The 24,831-nt window shown below is 67.4% G+C and carries 10 protein-coding genes; all 10 read right to left on the minus strand.

Going from position 1 to position 24,831, the window contains the following annotated elements; translation table 11 throughout:
- Nucleotide 1 precedes the first annotated feature (1 nt).
- The gene (locus DS843_RS25235; protein WP_208852316.1) at nt 2-1,924 is read right to left on the minus strand and encodes a BREX-1 system adenine-specific DNA-methyltransferase PglX; all 1,923 of its coding nucleotides are present in this window, start codon (nt 1,922-1,924) and stop codon (nt 2-4) included.
- A complete protein-coding gene (locus DS843_RS31650; protein WP_208852317.1) occupies nt 1,921-4,203 on the minus strand; it encodes an Eco57I restriction-modification methylase domain-containing protein in 2,283 nt (760 codons plus the stop codon). The genes DS843_RS25235 and DS843_RS31650 overlap by 4 nt, the downstream gene beginning before the upstream one ends.
- A gap of 8 nt (nt 4,204-4,211) precedes the next feature.
- Entirely contained in the window at nt 4,212-7,835 is a 3,624-nt protein-coding gene (gene brxC, locus DS843_RS25245; protein ID WP_149471590.1) for a BREX system P-loop protein BrxC, read from the minus strand.
- A 51-nt stretch (nt 7,836-7,886) separates the two neighbouring features.
- Complete coding sequence (locus DS843_RS25250) at nt 7,887-8,462, minus strand: BREX protein BrxB domain-containing protein (RefSeq protein ID WP_149471591.1); 576 nt, start codon at nt 8,460-8,462, stop codon at nt 7,887-7,889.
- Nucleotides 8,443-9,231: a BrxA family protein gene (locus DS843_RS25255; protein ID WP_149471592.1), complete on the minus strand. Its 789-nt coding sequence runs from the start codon at nt 9,229-9,231 to the stop codon at nt 8,443-8,445. Before DS843_RS25255 ends, DS843_RS25250 begins: the two co-directional genes overlap by 20 nt.
- 2 nt (nt 9,232-9,233) lie before the next feature.
- Complete coding sequence (locus DS843_RS25260) at nt 9,234-9,719, minus strand: BrxE family protein (protein WP_149471593.1); 486 nt, start codon at nt 9,717-9,719, stop codon at nt 9,234-9,236.
- A gap of 306 nt (nt 9,720-10,025) precedes the next feature.
- Entirely contained in the window at nt 10,026-10,232 is a 207-nt protein-coding gene (locus tag DS843_RS25265) for a hypothetical protein (RefSeq protein ID WP_149471594.1), read from the minus strand.
- 155 nt (nt 10,233-10,387) lie between these two features.
- Nucleotides 10,388-14,251, minus strand: coding sequence for an AAA family ATPase (locus DS843_RS25270; RefSeq protein ID WP_149471595.1), 3,864 nt, complete (start codon nt 14,249-14,251; stop codon nt 10,388-10,390).
- A gap of 12 nt (nt 14,252-14,263) precedes the next feature.
- Nucleotides 14,264-16,891 carry a DEAD/DEAH box helicase gene (locus DS843_RS25275; RefSeq protein ID WP_149471596.1) on the minus strand — a complete coding sequence of 876 codons (2,628 nt, stop codon included), beginning with the start codon at nt 16,889-16,891 and terminating at the stop codon, nt 14,264-14,266.
- Nucleotides 16,892-17,015: 124 nt separating this feature from the next.
- A complete protein-coding gene (locus DS843_RS25280; protein WP_149471597.1) occupies nt 17,016-24,578 on the minus strand; it encodes a sacsin N-terminal ATP-binding-like domain-containing protein in 7,563 nt (2,520 codons plus the stop codon).
- Between the last annotated feature and the right edge of the window lie 253 nt (nt 24,579-24,831).

Raw genomic sequence — 24,831 nt, forward strand, 5'->3', positions numbered from 1 at the left:
GTCAGCCCTTCTTCTTGCGGCCGCGGCCGCCCTTCGCCGTGGCCGGCGCATCGGGTGGCGGTTCGTAAAGGTGTTCTAGATCGTGCGCAATGGCGAGCGACTTGTCCGTCTGGCACTTCTCCCGCACCCGCTCGGGCCAGTAGACTATGGCGAGGTGCGCCCAGTCGTAGTCGCCCGCCTCCAGCTTCTCCCAGGTGTCGCGCAGCACGGTCTGCCAGGAACGGTGGCGGAACAGGCGCCACAGCGGCGCGGCGGTGATCTGCACGCCATCGTCGTGGTTGGGCTTCCACGCCGGGGCGAGGCGCAGCAGCTCGTCCCGCAGGTCGCGCAACTCGTCGTGCAGGGTCTGGAGGTCTTCCAGTTCCCGTTCCTCGTCGCGCGAGCGGCCGGTCTTCTGCCGCAGCGCCCGCAGCGCCGGCTCCACCTGCCGCTCCAGCTTGGCACCGACGAAGTCGTTGGCGGCGGTGTACAGCGTCTGGTCGGTCAGCGCCGGGTAGTAGAGCCACAGCGTGTAGCTACCCGACGCCGTGGACAGCGGCCAGTAGATCGGCGCCTTGCGCCGGCTCTTGCTGTACTGCCGCAGGTGCATCGGGAAGAACTCCCGGCGCAGCCACGCGCGGGTGTCCACCGCGACCTCCAGGCCGACGCGGTTGAGCACGCGGTCGATCAGGTCAGGCAGGTCGTGCGGGTGGCCGACGTCGTCCACCAGGATGCCGGCGTTGGCGTGGAACGGCGGATCGCCGTCCGGCAGCATGCCGGGGCTCTTCGCCGGCAGCGGATCGAACGGCTCCGGCTCGGGCGGCGCCTCGCGCTCGCCAGTGGCGAGACGGATGTCGAAGCGGCCGAATGCGACGCCAGCAGACCAAGACAACAGGCCGGCGGTCGTCTCGACGGGGACAGCGGCGCCATCCTCGTCATTGTCGTCGTCGCTTCCGTTGGCTTCGGCGGCACCCGCCTCATTGCCTGTGAGCGCGGCGGCGTGGTCGGCTTCAGCAAAGCCGTAGAGGCCGAAGGAAATGGCATCGATGTCGGCTTGGCTGCGGACTAACTCGGCCGTGGCGGCCGCGGGATTGTAGTCACCAAGGCGAGTGCGCAAGGCGGCGGGCAGCAGGAAAGCGTGGGAGGTTTCCTCGGTGGTATCAAGGGCGCGTTTGCGTGACCAGATGCAACGGGCCAGGGCGGCAAGCGCGGCTTGCTGGTCAGGGGTGAGGTTGGGAACGGGGGTTTTCTGGATAACGCCAACTTCGTAGGACCGGGCCGCCGCATCAGCTGCCGCCAACTGCACCGACACCAACAAGGCAAAAGCCCGACTGTTGCTCAGCGCACACAGGGCCAACAATGCCTCAGGGGCATCGTCCGCAACGAAGGCGGCGGGGCCTTTGTCGGCAAAGATGCAGCCACGGGGCATGGCGCGAAGGCTTAAACCGCTTGTAGTGCGTCGCGGCCAGGTAAGGCCGGGGCGGAAGAAATGCTCCAGACATGCCGGCTTTTCCAGCGGCCTATGCTCGGTGCCGATAAAGCCATGATAGGTCTGCCGTTCGTTATCCCAGCGAACCACAAGATGCACGTCATAGTAATAGGGGCTGTACGCCCCGCCTTTAGAGAAGGGCATCCATTTATGGTTTGTTCCATTGAGATCTGGCGGGACTTCCCAGTTTACCCGAATATAACGGCCATCGTCTCCTGCTGGATTGGTTACTCGCGCAATTCTTTTGCTTCCATCAAAAGGCGGAAGCTTACCAAATGTATTGCGAACCCGCTCGCTGACCCAGTAGGCAAAGGGCGCTCCTGGTATGACGCGAAATGACTCTGGATTAACGTTGAAGATCCCGTCACCATCAGAACCGTTACATAGTGCTACACAGACCTTTTTTAAGTTATTTGCCTTGTCTTTGTCCGCGAGTAGGCGCAGGAAGATCGTCATGCCTGTTTCTCCAGCACATAGGCGGCGGCTTCCACCATCGCGTCGTCCATCACGCCATGGCCCAGATCGGCCACGACCTCGGGCCGGGCAATGCCCAGCACTACTTCTTCCCGCCATTTCTGGTAGCTGGACAGGAAGAATCCGGTGCGCGAGGTGATGGCACCCAGCCGGCCGCCGGGGCGCAGAAGCTCCAGACCGCGTTCCACGAAGATCGCCAGTAGATCGTTCTTCGAGCGCGGATAGGCTCTGCCTAATTCCTCCTTCACCCCCACACTGAGCGCGCCGAATGGAGGATTCATCACCGCCGCGTCGAAGCTTTCACCCACGAGGTCGATCAGGCGAAGCCCCTCCAGTGCATCCTCGGCGAACAGGCGGTTGCGGTAGGTGGCGGCGGCGTTGCGGGCGAAGTCCGCCAGCGCTTCGCGCAGCCGCGCCTCCGCTTTTTGCCACTGCCTCTCGTCCTCGGCCTTGAACATCGGCCCGTGGCTGCCGAACACCCGGCGCACCAGGGCCGGGACCTCACGTTCGGCGCGCAGCAGCACGCCTAGCTCCGGCAGGCCCTTCAGCAGCAGCAGGGTGCGCTCGAACAGATCGGCGTCCAGCTCGTCCATCCCCGCCATCAGCTCGCGGCGCAGGTCCAGTTCGGCCGGCGGCGCCACGGCGGCGGCGACATGGCCGCGGCCCACGGCTGGCCGGGCTTCGCGCCGCACGCCTGCGTCATTCCAGGCGCGCTGCGCCCGCAGCCACAGGGCCAGCGAGGCGATCTGCGCCGCCCGCGGGTCGATGTCGACGCCATAGATGTTGTGTTCCAGGATCAGGCGCGGCAGGTCGCGCAGAAAGTCCGCCTCGTCAGCGTAGACCTCGCGCAGCGGCTTCAGCTCTGGAGGCGTATCCTCCGCCCGGTAGATTGAACCAGGCCAGTCCGCTTCCTCCCAGGCCCAGGCGTCGCGGTAGATCTGGAAGAACACGTCGAAGGCGTAGAGGCCGAAGTGCATCGATCCGCAAGCTGGGTCGAGCAGCTTGAGCGTGCGCGGGTCGCGCAGCGGCCGGTAGCGATTCAGCGCGGTCTTCGGCTCCCTCAGGCGCCGCAGGATCTCCTCGCAGGTCGCGCGGAACCAACGCTCGCCGTAAATCTCCCCGTTGCCGCCGGCCCGGTCCGACCGGCATTCCAGGAACAGGCCGTCCCACAGCTCCTGCGTCGTCGCCTCGACGAAACGCTGTTCGCGCAGGATCGGTTGCAGGCGCTGGAAATACTCCCCCCAGACCTGATCCTGGTCAGGGAAGCGGTGGTAGGCGTCCACGCAATGGGCGAAGTCGATCATCGCCTGGATGCCGGTTTCGGGATCGCCGAAGTCCGGCAGGCGGTCGAAGTCCCCGCCGATCAGTGCGTTGGCGATGGCGGCGGTGGCGCTGCCCTCCTCCTCGCTCATCCGCCCCAGGAACACCTCGTCGGGCCGGCGGACGAGGAAGCGGCACTGGTCGGCGAGCGCCGTGCGCCCGGCGCTCATGTCGATCCACTGGCGGGCCAGCGCGTTGTCCACCAGGAACTCCACCACATAACGCGGGGTGAAGAACTGGTTGCGCACCGCCAGTTCGCGGCTGTTGCGCGGCGCGCCGGACTCCCGGCGCATGCGCCGGCGCTCTTCGGTCGAGTTGAAATACTGGTAGATCCAGCCGATCGTCTCGTCCTCGCCCCACAGGGGCTCCAGGTCCGGGGCGTTCAGCAGGTCGAGTAGGCGCAGAAACGTCGCCTCGCGCGGGAACAGGCGGCCGAAGGGGGAATGGCGGTCGAACAGCGCCGGCAGGTCGGCGGCGAACAGGTCGAACAGGCTGAACAGGAAGACGCGGTAGGCGTCCCCCGTCTCCCCCAACGCCGATCCGGCGACCCGCTGATAGAGCTGGAAGGCCTTGGACTGGTAGCCATGGGCGACGCTCTCCAGCAGGATGCCGCGCGCCTCCATCAGGCGCAGGGCGGCCAGCCGGTTCAGCACGGTGAAGGCCTGCTCGCGCACGATACGGTCCAGCGCGTGACGGCGTTCCTGGACCGAGGGGTTGGCCGCAGCGCCGAGGTAGTGGTCCAGGATCTCGCGCAGGATGCGGGCGGTCTCCAGCCGCTGGTCGTCCAGATGGCCCAGCCGGTCGAGCCCGGCAACCTCGCCCGAGGCGGGGTCCATGCCGTAGGTCTGCTGGAGCTGCCAGGCGAACTCCTCGGCCAGGAGGTCGCGGGCGGCGCCGACGAAGGTTTGCAAACGGCCGCGGGTGCTGTCGTCGAAGGGCATGGGGCTGCTCAGTCCGTCAGGGTCACGTCGAACTCGGCGAAGCCGATCTCCGCCCGCAGCTCCTGGAGCTGGTCGATCAGCGCGTTGAGCTGGGCGGTGGTGGCGATGCGCCGCGGCAGCGCCAGCACCTTGGTCTGTCTGACCATGACCTCCTCCAGACCGCCCCCGCCGGGCAGCGGCGCAGGGGGCCGTTCGCGCTCGCGCCGGCGGTCACGCCCGTCGCGGACGATCGTCTCCTTGAGCTGGCCGATGGTGCCTTCGATGTCGAACTGCTGGGACAGCAGGCGCTTGAGGCCGGCCAGATCCTCGTCGACCGTGATCGCCATGGCCTGCAGCCGGTTCAGCATGCCGGCCTGCTCGTCCTGGGTGAACTCAATCCATTCCGGCAGGAGGCGGAGGTCCCGCTCGGCATCGCGCAGGCGTTCCTTTTGGGCGGCCACCATAGCGCGCACCGCCTCGGCGATGCGGGCCTCCAGGACGGTCAGCTTGGTCTGCAGATCGGCCTTGTGCTTGTGGAAGTCCTTCTGCGCCAGCCGTTGGCTGATAAGGTCGAGGTCTTCCCGGATATCGTCGCGCAGCTCTCCCGGCACGCCGGTGCCGGGCAGTTCGGCAACCGCCTTGGCGATCTCCCGCAGGCTGCGGATCGTGCTGGACAGGCCCTGGTCGAAGGCATTCTTGACGGCAATGGCCCAGGTCAGCCCCTCGAACAGGGGGGACTCGGCGGCGCCGAAGCGCAGGGGCGCGTCGGAGGCGTCTGTCTGAAGCATGGACGCGATCTGCTGGTTGATCGTGTCCATGGTATCGACCCCTGGCAGGCCGAGCGTGCTCAGGCGCTCCGACAGCGGCGACAGGCGGTTCTGGAGGTCCGGCAGCTTCTGGCGTGCCGCCTTGCTGATTTCGTCCTCCAGGGGCAGCACCTGTTCGCCGCACAGCTCCGTCAGACGCTCGGCTGCCTTGGCCAGCGCCTCCATGGACGGGCGGTCGTGACGCAGGGAGACGCCCACCGACCGGAAGCTGGTGTTGGTCTTCAGGGCGTCGACCGCCTGCTGGCCATTCACCGTAACCTCGCGCCCGGCGACCTTCAGCTTGATCTCGGCCGCCAGGAGCAGAGCGGCCACCATGTAGCGCAGGGTGTCTTGGGACCAGCCGAAGGGGTGGTCGGAGAAGGCCTCCAACAGGCTCTTGCCTTCGACGGTCCCGGTGCGCTCGATGAAGTCGCGGATGCTGACCAGGCCCTTGTGGGACGTCCTGACCTTCGGCGCGCTGCCGAGTTCCACCAAGCCCAGCGGATCGAGCTGGGACGTGATGCTGCGCAGGTTCGGCTGGCGCAGGAACTTTTCAGCCAGCGCCGTCTCCACACGCACTGGTGCTTCGGGATAACGGTCAAACACTCTGGCCGCGGCCTCCGCCAAGTGGGCCCGGGACGCCTTGCTGAGGTCCTGGTCCAAGCTGTCCACCGCGGTGGCGCGCCCGCGGAACAGAAAGGATCCCTGCGACAGGCTGCGGGCGAGAGCGCCGCCGAGTTCCCCCATCAGCTTGGCGGCGCGCTCAGTCTGGCTGGCGCAATACTCCCGCACTTCCTGGTCCGGATCGTTGCGGTGCAGTTCCGCGATCCGCTCGCAACGGTAGATGTCGGTCACCAAGTCGGACGCGCCCGGCGCCGTGCGGCCCAACAGATAGATGGCGGTCTCGTTCGCCTTTTCGCGGGACTCGTCCAGCAGTCGTGTGCGCTGGGCGTCGTAGTCCGCAGCATCGGCAAACGCCACCAGGGTCTGGATCGCCTCCCGCTCACCCGCCAGCGCCATGGCCTGGCCGCCGATCAGATGACGGATGCCGGAGGTGACGGAGAGCGAGTCGTGCACCTTGACCGTTGGCAGCGGGTCGAACACCTCGCGCAGCGCGGTGTTGAAGATGCGGCGGAACTCCTGGGTGCGGACGTTGATCTGCCCGCGCTCCTGCTCGATGTCGTTCAGCTTCTCGCTGAAGAAGCGCAGATTACCGTCCTTCTCCATCAGCGGGACGAACTGGTCCTTCAGCATCTCGTCGATGGCCGCCTTGACCCGGTCGGTCATGGAATCGGCATCGACGTCCGGGTGCATCAGGCTGGCCACGTTCTGGGCGTTGGCCGGCAGGTTGTTGAGGATTTGGAGGATGGCGATGGTCTTGGCGACATCCTGCTTCAACGCGTCCTCGCCGACCCGTCCCAGCGTCTTCTTGACCGCCTGGTGGATCTGCGGGTAGGCGCGCAGGATGTCGCGGTCGAGCGAGTCGAACAAGGTTACGGTCGTCGCCAGCCAGCCGATGGTCTGGTCGACCACAGGCTTGTTCTGACCAGCCCCCTCCACCAGGATGTCCTGAACCACCTTGATCGCTGACCGCAGGCCGATGCCGCCGGTGGACTTGGCCAGCGCGCCCAGCAGGTGCAGCAAGATGTCGAAGTGAGCCGGCAGGAACGGGTACAGGTTGACGAAGGCGTCGCGGTCGAGCGCTGAGCTGTAGCTCTTGGCGTCCACCAGCCGGGTGTTGTGGCGGAGCTGCGCCCCATGTCGATTGAACAGCTCGGTCAGAAGGCGCTCGCCCTCCGGTGACTTGCCAAGCAGACGCCGATAGCAGATCTCCCGGATGTCACTGGATTCCAGCTCGACCGTGATCGGGAAGCGGTCCTTCAGCTTAAACAACTCCGGCGAGTTGATGGCGATCCTGGGATCGTCCTCGGTCAGGGTCTGCTGCGCGGTGCCGATAACCCAGACCTTGCCGCCTCCGATCTCTTTGAGGTTTTTCGCCAGGCCATCGAGGTCGAGAATTTTATTCTGATTGCTGCCGACGTACTGCCCAACCTCATCGATGACGAAAATGATATTGTCCTTGCCCGAGACGTCGCGGACAAGGTCGATCATCTCCTTCGCACGTTCGTTCGTCAGATAGATGACGTCACTAGCGGTGGTGGTGAAGGCATGGTCGGTGCGGAAGAGCGTCGGGTACATGCGGTGGGCCAAACCCGGCAGCACCCCGTCGGCGACCAGTTCGTCGTTCTGCAGGTCCCTCCAAGGGACGCCCACTTCCGCCTGGAACAAAGCCTCGAATTCGGCATAGCGGCCGTCCTTCTTCAGCTTGCGTTCAAGGGCCGCAACCTTGAGGTTGCGTGAATAACCAGCGTACTGGAGAACCTTGTAGTACAAAACCGTCGACACTTCGGCCAGCGTGGCGCCGGCGATCTGCTCACTGGCCAAGTCCAGCATAACGACCGCCGCGGGATAGCGGGAGGCGACGGCGCTCAAGAGCGCCTTTGTAGTCGCGCGGTGAACGCGGTCCTGCAGGTGCTTCAGAAACGGCTGGCCATCGATCAAATGGTGACCGTCGAACGCAAGACCGAGATACTTGGTGAAGGAGCTTTTACCCGATCCGTAGAAGCCGGACACCCAGACGCCAATCTCATGGACGCCCCCCGAATCCATGGCCAACTGCATCTTTTCGAGAAGCTTTTCAAGCTGCTCCTCGATCCGATCGGTCACCCAATACTCAGAGATCTCCGCCCGGAGCCGCTCCTCCTGAGAGGCCTGATAGGTGATGACCTTTTCGATTGAGCGGTTGATATCCCGACTGGGATCGAAAAGAGAGCGGATCGCGGTCATAGGGGTTTCCCCTTGGTCTTTATCGTTGAGACTGGTCGGTCGCCGACACCATCAGCCGCCGACGTGAACAGAGCGGTAATTGCCGTCTTCCGGGTAGAAGCCAAGAAAGCGAAGCTGAGTCTTGCCGGTCCGCGTGCCCGGATAGAGGAAGACGGTTGGGACGTGGAACTTTCCTTGAAGCTGCGCCTCGATGGCGCCTATCCGCAAATAGGGATGCAGGGCCTCCAGGTCGGTCACCAGCACGATGGTGTTCGTCTTGCCCTCCAGACCGGCTAATAACGCCTCCAGGCGGGACTGGAGCTGCCCTTGAGAAGTCAGGGCGTTGGCCAATGCTCCATTGGTTCGGTTCCAGTCCAGCGGCGCCTTCCGGTCGCCGGCCAGCCAGACCTTGCGCATGGGCGCGGCTCCGAGGATATCGGCGATCTGGTCGGCGATGGAGAAGGTGTGAACGTCCCAGCCCTCGTTTTTCAGCCGTGCCAGCCAAGCCAGGGTCTGGCGCTTGACCTCCAGGATGTCCCGCGGGTCGAACACCAGATAGAAGATCGGCTCGAAGCTCGCGTGCGCGAACTCCCGCCCCGCTTCGACGCGGCGCAGCAGCTCGCTGAAGTCAGCCTGCAGCGAGGACATCGGGCAGCTCCTCCATGCTTTTCAACTTCCAGGCAATATGCGCCATGCCGCCTGCCGACTGAAGGATGAATTGCCCCTTCATCGCAAGCCGCTTCATCTCCCCCAGCGTGTCCTCGGGGTACAGACCGAACAGCATCCAATCCGGATGCTGGACCACGGAGTTGTCGCCAAGACCGCGGAAGTGCAGGTCGTGGGCGAGGAAGCTGGCGACGATGGGCGTAATCCGGAACGGCAGGATGACGCGTCCGGCGCCGCGCATGGGCCCGACCAGGCCGAAGTCGGCACAGGCCCCCAGGACGTATTGGGAGACGCGGAGAATGGTCGTATCGGACCAGCGCGCCCGCGTCCTTCCGTCGGCGACGGCGCGGCTGATGAAGGCGTGCGCATCGTCCTTCAGCACGATGTCCAAACCGGCGGCGTAACGGGCCCAGTAGACGTCGCGAATGAAGTCCGCGAGAACGGGGTTTGCCCGGCAGGTATAGACGAGGAGCAGGTGGCGGAAATCGGCAGCGGCGATCCGTCCTTGCAGGGCTTTCAGGAATCGTGCCGGACCACCGTCCTCGGTCAGGAAACGCGGCGCGAACGCCTCGGCCACCACGTTCCGGAGCCGACGGGCGGACATCGACGGAAAGGCACCCGAGTCCATGGCAGCCTTCAGGAGGTCCGGCGGGGTCATGCCCGGCTGCCAGAGTTCCAGCAGCCGTCCCGTCTCGGGAACGAGGCCGAGCCCGGCGCTGAGCCGGGGGGTGTAGAACGATGTGGCGTCCACGATCAGCCCGCGAAGTAGGGGAAGCTCGGAACGCCCGCGGTGAACGCAACATGGTAGTGGCCGGCGACGGCGGGGATCCACCGCGCATCGGCAAGCATGTCCAGAGGGCCGACATGCACCGGGCCCGGCTTCGCAGCGACCTTGCCGGACGACAACGTTCTCAACTCTTCCAACGCCGCGTCAGCCGACTCGACGGCGGCGGCATCTTTGGATGCGGCCAGGGTGCGGTGCAGTTCCTGCTCCAGTGTTTCGGGCAAGCGGAACAGGTGAAAGGCCTGCCCCACGCCGATGGCCTCGTCATGGACCCGGCGAGCCGCCTCGGTCACACCGACCACGCGGGCGTTGGCCACCGCGTGGCCGAACACCGGCGTCAGGAACGCCTCACTCGTGCGGTCGAGGAAGGAGGAAGGCCACCAGTTCGACTGATGACGTTCGCCGAGGTAGCCGACCAGCACCCTCAGCCTGGAAACGTCGTGGTTGTTCGGCATCCTGCACCAATGGGCGTATTGGGAATAAATTTTAGCTACTTTGGATTTCTACCACAGGGAGCGCCGGCCCATCCACCGGGAAGCGGCCAGTCGCGGACATCGCTGGGAAGGGTTCCGCAACTGATCGCTGGGAACCGGCAGCTCCGCCTCGCCCCCCTCGCGCGCGAGAAGCGTGCCAGAGTTCGGCACACTCTCTACCAGAAGTGGTGGGCGATGCTCTTCCGCTTTCGTTTGTCGCCGGAACGTCAGGGCGGCGGCTATGCGCCCATGGGCCTGGAAACGCAGGTCAGGAGGTCCCTTGGCCCATCAATCTTCCTCGACCTCATCGGCCAAAATCATGTTTTCGAGCCGCGTGAACATGGCCATGAGGCGACTCCCGTGGACTGCGTCGGGGAACTCCTTTTCAAGACGGCTGATTTCCATAGTGATGTCATCGATGTCGTCACTCAGCTTGCTACCTTCGATCTGAGCTTCAACCTGCTGAACCAGCGTGATCAAGCGTTCCTGAGTCAAAGGTCTACTCCCTGCAGAAAGGTACTGAAAAATACTCTCACCGCCGCATCAGCGCCCTTACCATCATCCCAAAAGTGCCTTCCGCATGGCAAGCCGCCAAGCCAAGGTAAAGCACCGTGCATGCTCTCATCAGCGCGGCTCGCCGCCCATAGCTTTTACCGGACCAGGGGGTCGATGGTCTTGTCCGTTGGCGGCGAGACCGGCGCAAACAAGCCATCGATCAGACGGCGAATCGCAGCGCTGTCCAGCCCTTCGCGCGGGCTGTCGTGCGTAACGATCAAGCGCCCGTCCGGTTGATCAGGCGACCAAGGGGCGATGCCGTTTTCTCCATACCAGGCGAGCTTCCGCTCCCAGCGCGCCCGGTAGTCCGGCTGGTCGAGCATGCCACAATGCTCCCAGTACCAGGTCCCGCGCCGCGCGTCCTCGATGGTGAAGTCAGGCCAGCGCACACTGCCGTCCTTGCCCACCAGCTGCTCTTCGACGCGGTAGCGGATGCCGTTCTTCTGCTCCGCCTCGTACAGCGCGTCGGCAATGACGATCTCCGACTTGGAGCGCACGAGGTCGCCGCGCGCGGTCCGGTGCACGAGTTTCTCCTCAAGAAAACGGTCGCCTTCCGCTCCGAACGCGGCGCTTGCGGGCGGCGCCACTTCGACCATGCTCGGCGCGGCGAACAGGTTGGTCAGGCGGCGCGCCGTCTCGGAGTAGAACGGCGAACGATAGCTGCGCAGCGCTGTGAGGCTGCCCTGGTGCAGCACGATCACCCGCCCCTTTTGCCGTGTCAACGCTGTGTACAGCAGCTCGCGCGACAGCAGACGGCTGCGCGCCGGGAGAACCAGGAACACCGTACCGAACTCGCTACCCTGCGCCTTGTGCACCGTCACCGCGTACGCCAGCTCGAGGATCGGCGTCGCTTCCTCGCTGAAGTCGCCTTTCTTGAAGCTGTAGGTCAACTCGGCCTGTGAGGCGAAGTGAACCTTCAGCCGGCGCGGCTTCTTGCTGCCCTTGAAGTCCTCGCCAACGACGACGCCGATCTCGCCATTCGCCAGATATCCCTTGGGGCGCTTGGCTTTTTCCTTGACAAGCCAGCCGTTGCGCTCGTGGTTCCTGAGGCAGATAACCTTGTCGCCATAGCAGATCTGCTCGGGGCCTTGCGGCGCAATCGTCCGATACCGGTGAACGTACCCGGGCCCCGCGTTGCTTTCCTGGGCAAACCTCAAAGCGCCGGGACGAAACGCCGCCTTGATGTGACGGTTCAGGTCGATGGCTCCCACGGGTTGGGCACGGTGCGGCGTCAGGATCTGCCAGGCTTCGCAGGCCTCGGCCGGGCCGTCGGCGTCGAAGTAGACGCAGCCGTCGTCGCTGCGGCGCCCTCCAAGCGTCAGGGCAAAGCTGCCTTCGAGGTCACCGAGGTCGAGATTCAGCTCCTCCTCGAGCACGCTTCCCAGCCGGGTCCGCAGGTCGTCGGGGCTGGACCATTCGACGAAGCGCAGCCGCTCGTCGCTCCGCCCCGCCAGCACCGCGTTGAGGATCTCGTCCTCACCCGGCGGCAGGTCGCGGCCGGAGAACAGCTCGGCCAGCTGCACGTCGGCACAGGCCAGGTCCCGTGGCGCCGGCCCCCGCTCAGCCGCCTGCCGGCGACGCACGGTCAGCTCCGCCACTCCGGCGGCGCCGTGCGCGCCGTTGAGGTGGGCAATGATGTCGACGAAGGGCCGCCCGGCGCCAATGGGTGGCAGCTGGCGGTGGTCGCCAACGAGGATGAGCCGGCAGGTCGCCGGCAGCGTGTCCACCACCGCCGCGAGCTGGTCCTCGGTGAGCATCGACGCTTCGTCGATCACGCACGTGGTGGCGCCGTCGGCCCGCGGCATGCGCGGGTCGGGGAAGTACCGGCAGGTCTGCGAGTCGTAGCGCTTGTGCGTGTTCAGGAATTGGGCAACCGTCAGCGCCCGGTCGGGCTGCCCCGTCTGCAGCCCAAGACGCACCCGCGCCTTGCCGGTCGGCGCGAGCAGGACGACGCCGGGCCCCACCAGAGATGATTCGTCGAGCAGCTGCTTGAGCACGGTCGTCTTGCCGGTGCCCGCCGGCCCGGTGAGAACCGCAAACCGGGACGCGGCCAGCGTCGCCAGTACCGTCGCTTTTTCCGCACGCGCGCGTTCTTCCTCCGTATCACCCTCCCTCATGGGGCCGAACGCGATATCGAGCCGCTGGCGCCAGTCAACGGACACGGCCGGCGGGGCGGCCTCCAGGCGCGCCTCGACGGCTTGGCGGATGAGGTGCCGATAGTCCGCGTACCGCGCGAGCTGGAGCCAGGGGCCGCGACCCAGCACTGGGACGTGCACGATCTCCGGCTTGAAGTCGCCCTCGCAGATCTCCAGGAGCGTGGCATCGAGTGGCACCGGCCGCGTAGCCGGCAGCTCGGCCGCCGCCGCCGAGATGCGCCCCGCGGGCAGCAGCGTGTCGCCGTTGCCCGCGGCATCCTCCAGGATCGCCACGCAGGCCGCCCGCAGCCGACTCGGCTGGTCCGGCTCCTCGGGGTCTATGCCGCACTCGGCGGGCAGCGGGTGCCGGCGGAGAACCTCGTCGCCGGGATACAGCCCGCGGTCGATCGTCCAGAGACCGACCGGGTCGGCGGTCGTCCGCGTCCCCTCGTAAAGAAGGTATGGGTTCTCCAGCAGCGCATCGATTTTCGCCTCGTCGCCGAATGCGCCCATCGCTTGCTGCTTCGTCAGCTCGAAACGCGACAGCAGTCGGAGCAAGGCGGCGCGGCGCGGCTGCTTGTCGGCGAGATGCGCCCATCGCCGGCGCAGCATGCCCGTCACCCTCGGCGCGCCCGCCGGGGCCGGCGCATCGCCCCGCAGCACGCGGTCGACGAGCGGCCACGGGTCTTCGTTCGGGCCGAGCGCGCTCGACAGCGACAGGGCGAAGAGCGTGCCGTTGAAGCCCTCTTGCAGCGCCGATAGTGCGCTTCCGAGCCCGGGACACGGACCCTGCAGTTTCCACAGCCGGTTCACTTGCTCATCGATCCAGGCGATCCCCTCGGTCCAGGGGCCGCCCTCCAGCCGTTCAGCCGCCCGCTCCAACGCCACCTTGCAGGCGAGCAGAGTCGAAATGGCCGTGCCGTGCGTCACGTGTTCGGACGCATAGGAGAACTGTTCGCGCGCTTCATCCGGCGGGCACGCAAGATAATGCGCTGGGTCGATCGACCGGTCTGTCTCGGCGCGCGCCAGGATCTCGTGGTACGGCAAGACGATGCCGCCGGTGAACTGGCCGGCGATCGTGGGATGGGGGCGCAGTGAGTGCTGGAACGGGCGCTCCCATACCATGGAGCGAATGCGGCCGCGCGCAGCGCCCCCCTCGTAGTCGTATTGCTTGACGTCGCCCATCTTGCCCAGTGTCGCCACGGCCACGACGACGCGGCGGTCGTCGTCGGCAAGCGGGGTGCGCTTGGCGTAGAAGAAGACCAGCGACTCCTTCTCCTTGCACAACCGGCGAAAGCCCTCGAGCAGGACTTTTTGGTTCTCCCAATCCTGCACCCAGTCCGTTTTGGCAAGGAACTCCGGCGCCTCCGGTTCCTGGTCGGGGCTCGCCTCAAGGCCATACTCTTCGGAAATGGTCCAGGCATTCTCCCGGAGCATCCAGCGGAACGGAACGAGCGTCGCGCCCCACGCTGGCACGCGCACCGGGGTGGGCAGGATGTGCTTGTGTTCGGGGCTCCACTCCGAATACTGCAGCCGCACGGTCACGTCGTGCTGGGCAGGAACCAGGAAGCCCGAGCGTTCACGCACGCAAGGCGGCACGCGGCCAGGCTCGATATCCTCGAAGCTCTGCCCAGCCAGGCGCTGTTCGGTCAGGTCGTCGCGCTTCAGCCCGATCGCCTTCAGTACGAGGCAGGCATCGTTGCCGGCGGGGTTGGCGCAGACCGTACCATTCCAGCGTTGGTCGTGCCAGGGAACGCGGACCGACAGGTGGCGCAGGCTCGGGCCAGACATGTCTCCTCCCGTATTGTCGTTCTTGCGGCTCATTCGATGGGCGGTTCAGCTCTCGGCGGGCCACAGCAGGACCAGCGGCTCGATCTCCGGGCTGCGGTAGGGCGTCCTGAGATCGGGCAGCCGAGCGGCGACGTGCTCGTCGGCCGAACGCAGGACGGACAGCGCTTGGGCCGACGGGCCGTCGGCACTGGTTCCGCGCATTGCCCGGCTTGACGGCAAGGCGTTCAGGCGCAGCAGCAGCTCCCAGTCACGCAGCAGCGTCAAGCCATCGCCGGCGGCCTCGACCGCGCAGACCGTCTGCTTTCCGGCGTTGGCACCGCCGGTGACGCGGTCGCGCACGCGGAAGACGGCAAGCGGCGCCGCCAGGCCGGGCACGGCGGCCACGGTGGCGTCGAGGTCGATGGCGTCGCGGAGCGCGCGGTCGAACAGCCGGTGGCCGGCGCCGAGAACGCGTGCGGCGGCATCGCGCCCGCGCACCGAACGGTCGAAGACGAGGCGCTCGTAGGCGGGCAGGAGCGCGAAGTCGTCCAGCCAAGCCTCCGGCGTCTTGAACGAGAGTTCGCCGCCGTCTCCGGTGACCCGCCGCCCCTGCAGCGCCAGCATGTTGCGAAAGAAGGGCTCGAGGTCGGGCAGGTCGGCCCGCGGAATGTCGGCTTTCACCTCCCGGTAGTCGAATCGCGCCACGTTGCCGACGAGCGACTTAACGGCATCGATGACGTCCTGCCCGCCAAGCCGGGAGGTCCGCGCGTCGAACCAGGAATTGAGCTTTTCCTTCGACACCTCGGCCGCGTCGGCGAACACGCCGGTGAACACCTTCGGCGAGGTCATGCCGAGAACCAGCTGCAGGAGGTCCTCGGGCTCGTCCATGGCGGCGCTGAGCGCTTGCGTGATCCGCTCCAATTTGGCGTTCAGCTTCTCCCAAATGAGGCTCTCCACCGTGTCCGGGTTGCGGAGACTGACGACCTCGACGGGGTGCTGCTGGCCATAGCGGCTAAGGCGGCCGACCCGCTGGTGCAGCCGCATGGGGTTCCAGGGCAGATCGGCGTGGATGAGCGCGTGGCAGCGTTCCTGGAGGTCGATGCCTTCGCCAGCGGCCTCGGTCGAGACGAGGAAGCGGACCTCGCCCTTGTTGAAACGCTCCGCCGCGCTCTCACGTGATTCGACCAGCGGCTTCAGGCGTCCCTGGCTGTCTTCAATCCCCTCGGCCCGGCCGTCGCCGTTGATGAACGTGACGCAGCCATGCCCGAAATGGCGCTGCAGCGTGTTCATCAGCAGCGACTGCGTCGCCTTGTACTCGGTGAAGAGCAGGACCTGTTGGCCGGGGAACCGCTCGTCGATGATCTCCACGAGGCGCTCGACCTTGGTCTCATGCTCCACGTCCTCGGCAGCCTCGACCAGCTCCTCCAAGAGCGGTTCCTCGTCCTCCATCAGCCGCACGGCATCGGCAATGTCGGCGATCCGCTCCTCGAGCGCCGCCAACTCGTCACCGAGGCTGGGATCGGCATTCTCCCCCAGAGCCTCGTATTCCTGGATCTCTTTGAGTTCCGTGTGCCGCCGCCGCAGCCGGCCCAGGTCGCGCCGGCTGTCGCGGATGCGACCGAGCCTGCCGAGCAACGCCTTGCGCACCGCCGCCACCGAGCTCGACGCCAGCTTCTGCATCGTGATGAGCACGAGGATGACGGTCTTCTGCTCGGTCGCCGACAAGGAGGACGCGTAGGCCTTGCCGGTCTGGATGAACTCGGTGAGGGTGGCGTAGAAATGCGCCTCGGCGGGCGAGTAGCGGTAGGTCTCGGTGGAAACGTGGACGGGCGTGAAGATCTTCTGCCCGGCCATGTCCGTCGCAGACTGCTTGTTGTTGCGGATGACGGCATGCCGCAGCTGCGCCAGCTGCGCGTCCAGCGGGGCCTTGGGATCGAACAGATCGGGCCGCAGCAGCGACAGCAGCGACAGGAAGCCGTAGGTCTTGCCGCGATGCGGCGTCCCGGTGAAGAAGAGCATCGAGTTGGTCAGGCGGCGCTCGTTGAGTTCGCGCAGCAGCTCGTAGGCCAGCGTCGGACCACCCTGGTCGTCGTCGTTGAGGTGGTGCGCCTCGTCCACGACGACCATGTCCCACGGTTCCGCTTCCAACATCCGCCGCCAGCGGTTCCGGCGGTCGAGGCGCAGCGTGTGCATCGAGGCCGCGACGAACGGGTGGGTGCCCCAGAAATCGGTCCGATCGCCGTCGGCCTCGGGCGTGTAGATGGACAGGCGGATGTCGAACATGTCGCGCATGCGCTGCTGCCACTGGCCGACCAGCCCGGCCGGCGCCAGCACCAGCAGGCGCCGAATCAGGCCGGACGAGATCAGCGGCAGCAGCACCAGGCCGGCTTCGATGGTCTTGCCGAGACCGACGTCGTCGGCCACGAGCCAGCGCGCCGGCCACTGCTCGCGCACCCGCTTGCAAACCCACAGCTGGTGCGGCAGCAGCGCAATGCGCGAGCGCGAGAAAATCCCCCACGCGTCGTTGGCGGACCGGACGGCCAGCGCCTGCGTCCGCGCGACCGCGGACAGCGGCGAATGCCAGGCCGCGCCAACGATCACGTCCTCCAGACCGCGGACGGGAACCAGGTCCTCGAGCAGGCATTCCTCATAGCCGTGGCCGAAGCGCACCAGGACGGTGTCGCCGCGGTTCATCTCCACCCGTCCGCGGCCGTACTGGGTGCTGACCACCTGGGAGCCGGAGGCGAATGGTGCCTGAGACGCTGTACCATCCATCGGGATCACCTCGCCGGTCGATCGTTCACGCGGTTATGAATCATCAAATGGCTTCCTCTTCCAGGGCCGCGTCCGCATCGTCGTCCCCAGGAATCTCGACGCTGAGTGGCTCGTCGTCCTCCTCGTCGGCGACGACGGTGCCGAGGACCTCGGCCTGGGTCTCAACGTTCCGGTAATCGGCCAGCACGACCAGCGGCAGGTCGAAGTCGCCGGCGAACGTCGCACGGTCCGGACCGAGATGCGACACGAGGAACTCGTGAATCGCCCTGGACTGCGCGAAGGGGCCGCCTTCTCCGTCGGACAGGCTGAGCCCGAACCGCTCGAGCAGACGCCGCACGGACGCCGTCGACGCGAAGCAGTAGGGATGGATGAGCGGCCCCGTGACAAGGCCGAGGCGGTTCAATTCCCGCACCACGAAGCACGCGCCGAGCCCCAGGGAGCGGCTGATCGGCGGCGCGTCGAAGCCACCCGCTCCGGTCAGCGCGGGATCGGCACGCGGCGCCAGCACGACCGACAGGTCGAACGCCTCGCGCCGGGCTCCCAGGCGAAGGAAGATCTGCGCGTACACCGGCAACCAACGCGCGAATCGGTGGATCGTTGCAAACTCGCGCATCCAGAAGGCAAAGGTCTCGTCCTGCACCTGGAGGTCCGCGAAGTTCTCGAGGACGTCGAGCCAACGGTCGGCGCCATCGCGGGGATCCACCGCGGCAAACACGTCCCACCATCCACGTTCCTCGCAGATCTCTATGAAGCGCCGGTGCTGGCCGCGCTGCGTGCGCCCCATCCGCATGAGCGAGCCAAGCGCCAGCAGGACGAGCCAGTCGCGCCGCCCATCCGCCGTCTCCGGGGCAGCGAGCGACTGAGGCGGCGCACCATCGGGGTAGGCTTCCGACTCGTACCAAGCCGTCCACCGTTGCCGTTCCGTCTGCCACCAGTCCCAGATGAATTCGAGATGCGTGGCCGGATCCAGCGTCTCCACAGGCCTCAGAGCGTGGAGCGACAGCACCTCCGATCGCGCCGGTGGGAACAACCTGGTCGCCAGCGTCCAACGGCGAGGCTCATCCCACAGGACAAGCAGCGGCGATTCCATCACCGCGTCGCGGGACGCCAACCAGAACCCGCTGCTCGGCCGGCGTAGCCGCTCGGCGACAGCATGGCCGAGATCGCCGTCGAGAATGTAGGCGAGCACGGCGAGTCGCTGGCCGTCGGTGCCCGCGGCGGCGGCCCAGGTGGCCAGCTCGTCCGCCAGGGCCTGAAGATCGCCGCGGCACAGGGCGAAAAACGCCCGCCCGGCGGCATCGTAGTCGGCCGCGAGCACGCGGCCTTCCGGCGCGAACTGGGCGCGCCGGCGCTCGTCTCCGCTTTCCGGCTCGCTGCCGTCACCGGCGAGCAGCCGGCCGGCCGCAACCGCCTCGCCCGTGCGAGCCCGAAACGCAAGCCGCCCCAGCACCTCGCGGAGGGCCGCACGTTCCGCCGGTTCGGCGCGCTCCTCGATCCACTCGCGCGTCAGCAGCGCGCCGAGCGTGCCGGCGAGAGCCGGCGGCACAACCCCGTCTTCCGTTGCCGCGCGCAGCACGTCGGCAAGCCGGACCGGTCCGGGCTCGTCGAAGCCGATCTGCCCGAGGCGGATGGCGACATCGCGGGAAACGACCGCTCCTTGATCCAGCCACGCCGCGAGCCACGGCCACCGGGCAGCCGCTTCCTGGACCTCCGGGTCGGCCAGCAGACCCGATGCCTGCCCGCGAACGGCGTGTGCGGGCACCAGGCGGCGGAACGGCCCCGCCAGTCCGGAGGGAACGGCGGAACGCTCCGAGGCGAGGCGCGACAAGCCGCGCCCGTCGCCATGCAGGGAGCGGAGCAGCTTGCCGCCCTCGCTGGCAAAGCCCTTGCTCAGGACCTCCCACAGGCTGACCCAGAGCTCGTCGCGCGACGCTGGATCGGCCGACAGGCCAAGGGCATCGGCAAGGGTCGGCCAGTCGTCCAGGCTGGCTTGGTGCAGCGCGAGGAGCTGCGCCCCCAGCGCCTCCCCCATGCGCTCGATCAGTGCCTGGTTGCCGTCGCTGTCGGGCGGCAACTGCGTGCGCCCAACGTCGACTTCGAAGGGTCCGTTGACGCAGTAGCCGGCCCGCCATTCCTCGCGCGTCGGTGCCGTCCTCCAGATCGTGGGAACGCTGTCGGGCAGGCTTTCGAAGCCGCGTGCGCCGATCGCCAACAGCAGCGCGGTCTCGCCCTGCGATAGCCTGAGTGCCCGCACCGTGCGCAGAGCGCCGCGCGTCTCCGGAACGCGCACGCTGCCGACGCAGGCCCCCTCGATGCCAGAAACCGGGGCCGGCATCCAGTGAACGGCGGAGGCCGATCCTCCCGTGATCTCGATGCTGCGGATTGCCCGAGCAAACGCCGGCAGGAGGCCATGGAGGCGTTCGAACTCGCGCACGACCTCGCCCGGCGCCACGCCGCTGTCGAGGGGAAGATCGAACACCGTGGGGGGCGCCGCTCGGTCGCCCCAATGGTGGCCCACGTCCCCGCCGTCGTGCCGCCGCGGGATCATGCCGCCGACGACCTCCGCCTTGAGAAACCGGCTGACGAACGCCGGCCGACTCGTGACAAGGTGGACGCTCTTGAATCCCAGACCGAACTCGCCCGTGGACTCGCTGCCTCCCTCCTTGTCGGAATGGCCGATGCTCAGCATCTTGCGCAAGTCGAGGTGAAAGCCCCGTGCCTTGCCGTCGAAGCCGCGCGCGACGAAGTAGTTGATTGGCCTTCCCCAATGGATCAGCCGGAGGCTCCGCTCGCCAATTTCCAGGCAGAACCGGCGCGCTTGGCTCGGCAGCGGGTCCTCGCCCGCCTCCAGCCCCATGGCCGACCTCATGGCAGCAAGCTCGACCGCGGCATCGTCGGCGTTCTGGAAGAACTCGAAGGGCACCCGGTCGCAGTGGTACTGGTACTTTGCAAGGCGCCGCCGCACACTCTCCAGAACGGCGGCACAGGCCGCGTTGTCGTTCTCGATGTGGGCGGCGAGGCTCTCCCGCGCGGACTGCAGCTCCTGGAAGCATGCCTGCCGATCCTGCGGCGGCGCTTCGTTCTTGCGCGCTTCGGCCGCTTCGATGGCTCGGACGTGGTCGCGGATGCTGAAGTGCTTGGCGGCGCCGAGCTGACGCAGGTGGACCTCGATGTGGTCGACGATCGACGCCAGGGCCGCCGAAATGTCCGCTTGCCCGTCGTCCTCCGCCGCGCCGAACAGGGCGTCGACGATGCTTGCCCGTTCTCCGGCGTGGAAAACGTACACCTCGTCGAGCAGGTACTCCGCAGACTGGCGCAGAAGCTCGCCGATCCGCGCCGGCGCCAGCCCCGAAAGCGGAATCCGCTTCAGCGTCAGCACCGTGGCCTGGCCGCCGCCCGGCAAGCGGGCGTTTCGCGGCCTGCCCACGAAGATGGTCGAGTCGTCCTGGAGCGCGGACAGGGGCACACTGATGTCTTCGCCGGTCAGCGATACGACGGTGGCGTGCGAGCCCCGTTGCACCCGCACGACCGGACGCACCGCCCCGAAGGTCTTTCTGAAGGTCTCCCAACCGTAGAGGTTCAGCCCCTTTATGGTGTCAACGATCCACTCCTGGGTGCGCGGGGTCAAGTAGGACTCGGCCAGGGCGCGCACGCGCGGGCCGCGGCCGAACAGCCCGATCAGCACCCCGAGCGCCTGCGGGGAGACGTGGTTCGCCCAGTCGGCGAAATAGTTCTCGAGCAGCTCGGCCGCACGCTCCTCCTCGCCGGCATCGAAGTGCAGCGACTCGTGCGGATGCCCGAGGCCCCCGGCGGCATGCCCGGGCCGAGGCTGTGGCTGCCGCAGCGGCGTGCGGTAGCGTGTGTGGACAACGTGAGCGGGGTCGATGTTTTCCACCTCGGCGGTCAGCTCGCCGGCGCCGCGCCATTCACCAAGCGCGTTGCGCAGTGGGATGGCGGCAAGGGTGTCGCCCCATCCCGGCAGGCCACTGAGCCCGTCGAAGTAATAGTCGAACAGCCGCAGCGCCGGGCTGGCTTCGTCGCGACCCGCTGCCTCGTGGGCGTGCGCCAGCCGACCGAGCAGCGGGACGATCTCGGCGGCGGCCAACGAACCGCTGAGAGCGGGAACCATGTGGCGCTCGGCCTCCGCCGTGCCAAACGCCTCCGCCACGGCTCGCAGCAGCCGCCAGCCGGGCACATCGTCCAGAGCGTCGACCTGAACGGCGCTCTCCATGGGAAATCCGGGACCGGACGCAAAGGCGATGCGCAGCCCCGGCGCACCGGTAAGGAGCTGCGAAAGCGCCACCAGGGCTTCCCCGCCGCCGCTGAACAGCCTGTCGGCGTGTCTCTGCAGCGCCGGGTGCCCGGCGGTCTCCCGCGGCAAGGCGGCCGGAGTCCGGAACGCTTGGCCGTGCCGGGCGAGCGCTGCCATCGCGGCTTCCGCCACCGCCTTCGGCAAATCAAGGATCTCCTGGGGGGCTGCGGCGCTGGTGTCCTGCAGCGGCAGCCACGCAACCGCGCGCAATTGGCACACCAACGCCTCGGGAAGGTGATCGAGGTCCAGCTGGCAGAGTGCTTGCAGCACTTCGCGGTACAACGCGGCCGGGGGATGCGCCGCCAGACAGAGGCGGACCTGATGGAGCGGGCTCCATCGCGCGACGAGGCGCTCGCGCATGGCGGAAGCCCGGATGCCGTCCGCGTCCCGCAGCAGCTTCACGCGCGCGGCCATGGACCTGGAAACCGGCCATGTCCCCTTCTCGAAGCAGAGCGCGTCGATGGCCGTCAGTGTTCCGTCTACGGTTTCATGGAACGGCAGTCGTTTCCAGAGCACCTCACTTTCCACCCTGTCGAGGACGGTTTTGCGCTGCTTGGCGGAGAGCTGGAGTCGTGCGAGCTCGCCGTCGGTGCAGCGGTCGAGCATCGCTTCGACGTCCTGGCCGGCAAGCGTGCGAATACCAAGCGCCTGCAGCTGGCGCCCGCTGAGCTGTTCGACGAGATCCTCTGCGATGAGGCGCCACGCCTCACCGTTCATCGCTAGCAGCTGTTCCGCAAGCCCGCCCCACGCGCCGTCGACCGCCCCCCAGAGGAGTGACGTGTCCGAGGCGCGCCCGGGATCACCATGGAGGAGCAGGCGCAATGTGCGTGCGTGCCCGACCGGGTCGCAGTCGCTCAGCAGGTCTTCGAACAGGGCGCGGCGCACCGCGGCCTCGCCGAGCCGGGTCGCGCGGCCAACCGCGTCGAGCATCGACGGGCCGGAGACCGCCGGCACGTCGCGCGGCTTCAGCAGATCCGCCGCCTCGGGGCGAACGATGACCACGTCGGCTCCGGGCAGGGCAGATTGCAGCCGCTTGGCCCGCGCCAAATCCAGGTTGCCGGTGTTGCGGTCGCGGAAAAGCGTGCCGTGATCGGCGCGCTCCATAAGCTCGCCGATGGACAAGGCTTCGCGCCGGCCGCTGGCCGCACGCCACGCCCGGATCACCTTCAGGTCGCGGATGTCCGGTGCAATCAGCGAAGCCCCGGCGGCGGTTGCCGCCGCCAGGATCTGCTCGGCGGCGCGTGCCGCCTCCTCGGCAACGCCGGCGTCCTCCCGGACCAGCGCGTCGAGGCGGCGCAGGAGCGGGATCGCGTCGCCGGGTCGGAATGCCGGGCCGGCCGCTTCGATCCCGTCGCGGCGCAGCTCGTCGGGCAGAACGAGGGCGTGGGCCTCCGTGCCCGCAAGGGCTCGGTAGACCTCCGCTTGGGTCACCTGCTTGAGAAAGAGCACGCTTCCCGGTGCCAGCAGGGCGATGATGGACGCACTGCCCGCCTTGGCACGCGTCAAGGGACCCGGCCCCGTCTCCACCAGGACGAGGCGCAGAAGGTGGACGAGCGCGGCCCGGACCACCGCGGCTTTCGCCGCGGCCGGGTTCTGTTCGAGGAAGGCGGCGAGGTACTCGACGCTGCTGCGAGAGCGGAACGCGGCGACGGCGCGCTCGTCGAGCAGGCGTGCGACCTCCTCGGCCGTCCACGCGTCGCTGGAAGCCGGATGAAGGAGGTTCGGGGCGCCGTGCCACGTCAGCGCCGTGCCCTCGGGCACGTCGTCCAGAGCGGGCAAGGCCGACCAGGGCCGGGCCGCGGCCCCTTCCGGTGGCTCCGGCAACGCGCGCACAGCCGTGCCGGCGGGCACTTTGCGCCATTCCTGCCCGTCCCGCGTCGCCATCAGCACGAACTGGTTTTCCGCGCACAGCGCCGCCGCGTGCTGGACGAAAAAAGAGGTACCACTCAGGGCCCGGCACAGCGTCCTGATGTCGTCCCGCGCCATCCGCTTCGCCTTGGCAAGGGCATGGATCGCGGCAGGAACGCTCGGTAACGTCGCGCGGTCGCGGACCAGCGCGTTCCAGCGCGCTCTGACCGGCCGCTCGCCCTCGCTGGACAGCGCCGCAGCGCTTGCCGCGTCGAGCGCTTCGATGGTCCTGCGTCCCGAATCGACGAAAAAATACCCGTGCAGCGACAGCTCGTAGTCGAAATCGCCGGGGCACGGCGCTTCGCAGCAGGGGGTTTCGCCGACCGGCAAGAACACCGCCCAGCGCACGGCCAAGCGTCCGCCGCCCCTCGCCACCGATCGCGTCAGGATGGCGGCCCCCTGCGGCAGCGCCTTCTCCGGCACCATGGAACCGCGCCCCGTCGCGGGATCGCGGTAGGGGGTTCGCGGCCAGAACTCCGAGTCGCGGATGCCGTCGGTCTGCTCCGGCCGGAGCAGGACTTCGCGGCCAGCAAACACCATCGTGCTCGGTTCCAGCCCGGCGCCGGAAATCGTCACCTCGCCCTTGAGCACGCCCACATCGGGAGGGTGGGTCTCATTGCGCCGCGGCAGGCGCGCCGATTCCTCAGCAAGCGCCACTACGCGGACCGGCTGGAGACCCTGCCCGGCTGTCTGCCGCAGGTAGCGGATGCGCTGGATGCCACGCAGGCCAGGGAGCAGTGCGGCAAGCGGAGCGGCGTCCGACAGCAGCCGGTCGAGCTCCGCAGGCGCCGGATAGTGTTCGATGATCACGCCGCCGCCGGCGCGCTGGTGGGCGGTCGTTCGGAGCGGAAGCCACAGCACGAACCACCGCGACGCCGGAAGAACCGGGGAGAGCAGCCGCTCGATGCGGGCCTGGTCGCCGCTGGAAAACACGTCCCAATTGGGATGATCGGGATCGCGGCCCTGACCGGACCACGGGTTGAGAACATCGCGGCGACGGTAGTCGCCGCTGTCCTCGCCTGGGTCGGCCGACGCCATGAAGAAGAAGGCCTCACACAGGTGAAAGACGCTCTTCTGCCCCAAGCCGAATTTGCCGATCGCCGCCTGGTCCGCCGCCTTCGAGCCCAAGCCGATGTGAACGATCCCCCGCGCGTGCCTCTGCAGGAACGGACCGTCGTTGATGCACACCAGCGCCGCGCCGCGCAGGAGCGGGTTGTCGGCCTCGGCGATGCCGTCCGCAAGCACGAAGTCCACCGCAGTGGCCGGCGCGTCGTCGGCGTTCTGGACGAGTTCCTTGAGAATCGGAAAGCCGTTGGCGTAACGGTCCCTCACGTTGTCGGCGATCAGGTTCACGTGAGAAAGCACGTCCTCGCGGAAGCCACCCATCTGCCTATCGCCTCCCGTTCCGGACCCGCACGGCCGGGCCTCTCCGCTGCCGCTTGAGACTATTGACCCAGGCCGGCGGCGTCCATAGGATTGTTACCCATGGTTGTCGCCTTGGATAACGTATCTCGGCTGCGCTGCGCATACATGGATGTGTTCAACGCTCGGTCATATGCCACTGCTACGGACAGGTCCAAGGCGATCGGCCCAGGAAGGCGGCGCGCTCGGCGCCGGCGTCAGCGCAATGTCCAGCAAG

It is taken from the genome of Roseomonas genomospecies 6, from assembly GCF_008365375.1.
Taxonomy (GTDB): domain Bacteria; phylum Pseudomonadota; class Alphaproteobacteria; order Azospirillales; family Azospirillaceae; genus Azospirillum.